Source organism: Yoonia sp. (assembly GCF_017854415.1).
Taxonomy (GTDB): domain Bacteria; phylum Pseudomonadota; class Alphaproteobacteria; order Rhodobacterales; family Rhodobacteraceae; genus Yoonia.
In genome coordinates this window covers 1-2,670 of the sequence record NZ_JAFMHR010000226.1, presented here as the reverse complement: position 1 = coordinate 2,670, position 2,670 = coordinate 1, and the positions used below count along the sequence as shown (strand labels likewise).

The 2,670-nt window shown below is 55.9% G+C and carries 3 protein-coding genes; all 3 read left to right on the top strand.

The features are described from left to right. The first annotated feature begins 206 nt into the window (after positions 1 to 206). On the top strand, positions 207 to 1,250 hold the full coding sequence (locus tag QZ197_RS15770; RefSeq protein WP_296433175.1) for an aldo/keto reductase: 1,044 nt from the start codon (positions 207 to 209) through the stop codon (positions 1,248 to 1,250). 96 nt (positions 1,251 to 1,346) lie between these two features. Beyond that, positions 1,347 to 2,261 (top strand): 3-keto-5-aminohexanoate cleavage protein, encoded by a 915-nt coding sequence (locus QZ197_RS15765; RefSeq protein WP_296433173.1) that lies wholly within the window; start codon positions 1,347 to 1,349, stop codon positions 2,259 to 2,261. Continuing rightward, positions 2,258 to 2,670 (top strand): lipocalin family protein (locus QZ197_RS15760; RefSeq protein WP_296433172.1); only part of this gene is annotated, 413 nt, incomplete at its 3' end. The genes QZ197_RS15765 and QZ197_RS15760, both read left to right, overlap by 4 nt.

The following is a 2,670-nucleotide window of genomic DNA, read 5'->3' as shown; positions in this document are numbered from 1 at the left end:
GGGCCGACGCCTCCGGACGAAAGCTGCAATAGTGCCACTGACATAAACAGGGCCGCAAAAGAGATAATCATCCGCATTCAAAAGATATGCGCCTGTGGCCGATGCATTGCTAGACTATAATCGACCCAAGCTGTCGTGTTTGCACCTTGCCCTTGGGCCGTGTCGCTTTAGGGTCTGCCGCAAATCTTGGAATTGAGGCAGATGATATGAAACAACTTCCCCTAGGTCGCACCGACATCATGGTCAGCGAATGGTGCCTTGGCACGATGACGTTTGGCAACCAAACGCCGCAAGACGATGCGCACCGTCAAATCGATATGGCGCTGGATGCAGGGATCAACTTTGTCGACACCGCTGAAATGTATCCGGTCAATCCGATCAGCGCCGAAACCGTGGGTCTGTCAGAAGAAATTGTTGGCAATTGGATTGCCAAAGCCGGACGCCGCGATGAAATCGTGATCGCGACCAAAGTGTCAGGCAATAACCCCGGCTGGGTACGTGACGGGCGCGGCTACGACGGTGCAGTAATTCGCGAAGCGGTTGAGACGTCGCTGAAGCGCCTCAAGACCGATGTAATTGATCTTTATCAGATGCATTGGCCGATCCGTGGGTCGTACATGTTCCGACAAAACTGGACATATGATCCGTCTGGGCAAAATCGCCAGCAGACCATGGATCACATGCTGGATGTGCTCGAGGCGCTGGGTGACATGGTCAAAGCGGGCAGAATCCGCAGCATCGGCATGTCCAACGAAAGTGCGTGGGGGATGACCAAATGGATCGATCAGGCCGAAGCCAAAGGCCTGCCGCGTATGGCGTCGGTGCAGAATGAATATTCGCTTTTGTGCCGGCTCTATGACACTGACATGGCCGAAATGGCCGTGAATGAAGACGTAACGCTGCTCTCGTTTTCGCCATTGGCGTGTGGCTTGCTGACGGGCAAATATCAAAACGGCGCCGTGCCGGATGGGAGCCGCTTGTCGCTGAACAACAATTTAGGCGGACGCGTGACAGACCGGCTTTGGCCCGCAGTGCAAGCGTATTTGGACCTCGCGGCCAAACACGGGCTTGATCCGGTGCATATGGCGATGGCGTGGCAGCGCACACGACCATTTGCCGTGTCGGCCATTTTTGGGGCAACGACGTCTGACCAGTTGACGCAAATCCTTGCTGGCAAAGATCTGGTCTTAACTGACGAGGTGACAGCTGCCATCGATGCGGTCCATAAATTGCACCCGATGCCCTACTAGGCCAGATGGGTTGAAATCCACAATTGCGCCTTGTGTGGTGACCGGATTTGGGCAAGTGTCACCTGAATTTGGTGGTTGCGAAAAGGGGAGATAACGATGCCGCTACAGATGAATCGCGAAGTGTTCATAACATGCGCCGTGACAGGATCGGGGTCGACCCAAGACCGCAGCCCTCATGTGCCCCGCTCGCCCCAGCAGATTGCAGATAGCGCGATTGATGCCGCTAAGGCCGGCGCGGCCGTGGTGCATTGCCATGTCCGTGATCCCGAAACTGGTGCGCCGTCGCGCGATTTGGCGCTGTACCGCGAAGTCACCGATCGCATCCGCGATGCCGAAGTTGATGTGGTCCTAAACCTGACTGCAGGTATGGGCGGTGACATCATTTTTGGCGGCACCGAAAAGCCGTTTCCCACACTTGCTGGTACGGATATGGTCGGGGCGACTGAACGTGTGGCACATGTTGCCGAGTGCCTGCCAGAGATTTGCACGCTTGACTGCGGCACCATGAATTTCGCCGAAGCTGACTATGTGATGACCAACACACCGGGAATGTTGGTGGCGATGGGACGTATGATGACTGCACTTGGCGTAAAACCCGAGATCGAAGCCTTTGACACTGGTCATCTTTGGTACGCCAAGCAGCTTGTCAAAGACGGTGTGCTCGACGGTCCTGCGCTTGTTCAGCTGTGTATGGGTGTGCCTTGGGGCGCGCCAGATGACCTCAATACCTTTATGGCGATGGTCAATAATGTACCGGACGATTGGACGTTTTCGGCCTTTGGTCTGGGACGTAGCCAGATGCCCTACGTCGCGGCGTCAGTTATTGCGGGCGGCAACGTGCGTGTCGGGCTAGAGGACAACTTGATGCTGGATCGCGGTGTCTTGGCGACCAATGCGCAACTGGTAGAACGTGCTGCAGGGATTATCGAAAACCTTGGCGCAAAAGTCATTGGCCCCGCCGAAGTGCGCGCCAAACTGGGGCTGAAAAAACAAGCGCCTGTGTCCAAATGAGGGCGCTAATTGTCTTTGCATTCGTGTTGTCAGGCTGCGGTGTCCTAGAGGTCTACCGCGATACTGACGTGCCGATTTCATCAAAGGCTGTATTCGATCCTGAACGCTACACGGGCGTTTGGCACGAAGTGGCCCGTTTCCCCGTCCCATTTGAAGCGGGATGCGTTGGCGTGACGGCTGAATACGGGGTGCGCGACGATGGGCTTTTGTCTGTCCTGAACATTTGCCGCGATGCAGTGGGCGTCGAGACTTCGCGCATTAGTGGCACTGCAGAAATTGTAGGGCCAGCACGGCTCAAGGTGCGTTTCGCCTCTGTACCGTTTGTTGCTGCCGACTACTGGGTACTTTGGACAGACGAAGATTATCGCACCGCAGTTGTCGGTGCGCCCAATGGCCGATCAGGCTGGAT

Bases quoted from the DNA above. Each gene is read 5' to 3' on its own strand.
- QZ197_RS15765 (WP_296433173.1), top strand. From the start codon at position 1,347: ATGCCGCTACAGATGAATCGCGAAGTGTTCATAACATGCGCCGTGACA.
- QZ197_RS15770 (WP_296433175.1), top strand. From the start codon at position 207: ATGAAACAACTTCCCCTAGGTCGCACCGACATCATGGTCAGCGAATGG.